This window comes from Paenibacillus sp. YN15, assembly GCF_003285005.1.
In the GTDB taxonomy this organism is placed as follows: domain Bacteria; phylum Bacillota; class Bacilli; order Paenibacillales; family NBRC-103111; genus Paenibacillus_AR.
In genome coordinates this window covers 1-1,146 of the sequence record NZ_QMFA01000098.1, presented here as the reverse complement: position 1 = coordinate 1,146, position 1,146 = coordinate 1, and the positions used below count along the sequence as shown (strand labels likewise).

General features: G+C 42.2%; 2 protein-coding genes. Both read left to right on the top strand.

Annotated features, from left to right (window positions below; genetic code table 11):
* Positions 1-505 (top strand): hypothetical protein (locus DQG13_RS30315; RefSeq protein ID WP_220094477.1); only part of this gene is annotated, 505 nt, incomplete at its 5' end.
* Positions 506-559: 54 nt separating this feature from the next.
* Positions 560-1,033: a pentapeptide repeat-containing protein gene (locus tag DQG13_RS30310; RefSeq protein WP_181593110.1), complete on the top strand. Its 474-nt coding sequence runs from the start codon at positions 560-562 to the stop codon at positions 1,031-1,033.
* The last annotated feature ends 113 nt before the right edge of the window (positions 1,034-1,146 follow it).

The following is a 1,146-nucleotide window of genomic DNA, read 5'->3' as shown; positions in this document are numbered from 1 at the left end:
GTCCTTTCTTCCTTGTCTCTTGCCTTTTCCGGCACTCCTGTTTTGCTATGACCTAAGTAGTAACAAATATTTGGATACAACCCATAGCACTGAATCGGAAGAACTGAAATCCGCTCTGCAAACGGTTTTCACCGAACCGGTCAGAGAGATTGCTATGGAAACGTCGCCGGAACCGATTGTTGATATGACGGGCATTGATTTATCGCTGGAACCGATGACAATGGCTGATATTGACGAGGTGACGGAAGTCGTCAAACGCTGCTATGTGAACACAGCAGAGATAGATGAGCTTCTGAGCTATTTCAGTTTTAAAAGCCAGCTTGATATGCCCGACTGTACACGTTTCTATAAAATCATGCAGGACGGCGAATGTATCGGTACAGTCAACCTTGCCTACGCTGGGTGCAAATCCATGATTATTCGCAATATTGCCTATCAGGAACCCGATATCAACGTGTATGTGTTTGAACTGCTGAAACAAAAGCAACCCGATATTTTATGCTGAATGATATTCTTAACCATCGGCAATGACAACAGATATTGCTATCACGACTGTGAGATGAAAAAACAACAATTCTTGGAGGACAATGGATTCGGGTTTTATACCAATGCGAATGATCGTAATCAATATATTAAAATGATGAAACCCCACGATGAGGTATACAACAGCAGCAGGTACCGTTTTGCCATACTTGACGGTTCCATGAACGACATTTGTCACCGTTTCTCCATCTATTCATCATGGGATTTTTACGATGGTATGCTTTATAAATGCCGGTTTACTGACATATATTTTGCTGAGGCGCTAATATACGCCACCGGAATGGAAAGAAGCAGGTTTTACAGTTCATATATGGGCGACTGTGATTTTCGTTATACAAACCTTGAACGGAGTAAATTCGCAAGTGTAAATTTTAAGGACTGTGAGCTTGAAAATTGCGACTTAACAGGCATGACAATCGATGGTATTAAGGTTGAGGAAGCTTTAGAATACTATAAAAATAAGAATGGAGACTGCAAAAATGAGCAGTGAAGGCCATCCAACAACACACACAAACGGCAGAGATGCCGTTTTTTTGTTATGGCTTTAGCCGGTTGAGCACGCGAAGCGTGGGAAACAAAAAACCACCTGCTATGCGGGTGGTG

Bases quoted from the DNA above. Each gene is read 5' to 3' on its own strand.
- DQG13_RS30310 (WP_181593110.1), top strand. From the start codon at position 560: ATGAAAAAACAACAATTCTTGGAGGACAATGGATTCGGGTTTTATACC.